Raw genomic sequence first — 416 nt, forward strand, 5'->3', positions numbered from 1 at the left:
GCATAATTTCATATAATTCTATCAATAAAGTTTTGAAATACGGAAGAAATGCTAATTTAGTTTATGGCTCTTATCAATTGCTTACAGAAATGAAAGAAATGATACCTGTAATCAGTGAAAATGGAGAGTTCAATAAACCAAGCCTTTCTTCTTTTGTAGGCATGATTCCTATTTCTGCTCCTTTGGCATTTGGTTTTGCTGTACTAGAATGGATATCGATGGATATTGTAAAAGAGTTCGACGATATGTACGAAGAACTGAAAATAATAAAACTAGAAAATGCCAAAAGAAGTGGACTAACACAAGTAAGGAATTTGTTGCATTTTGGTAGAGAAACAGATTATAAAGATTATGAGTTTATAAAAGATGTTCCGCAGATAACTATTGATAAATTGTTGAAAGGAGAAATAAAGAAT

At 30.5% G+C, this 416-nt stretch carries 1 protein-coding gene; it reads left to right on the forward strand.

Annotation, left to right across the window (positions count from 1 at the left end; translation table 11 throughout):
• A partial coding sequence (locus QWI17_RS16740; RefSeq protein WP_302723669.1) for a hypothetical protein occupies positions 1-416 on the forward strand: 416 nt, incomplete at both ends.

It is taken from the genome of Gilvimarinus gilvus (assembly GCF_030518155.1).
Classification (GTDB): domain Bacteria; phylum Pseudomonadota; class Gammaproteobacteria; order Pseudomonadales; family Cellvibrionaceae; genus Gilvimarinus; species Gilvimarinus gilvus.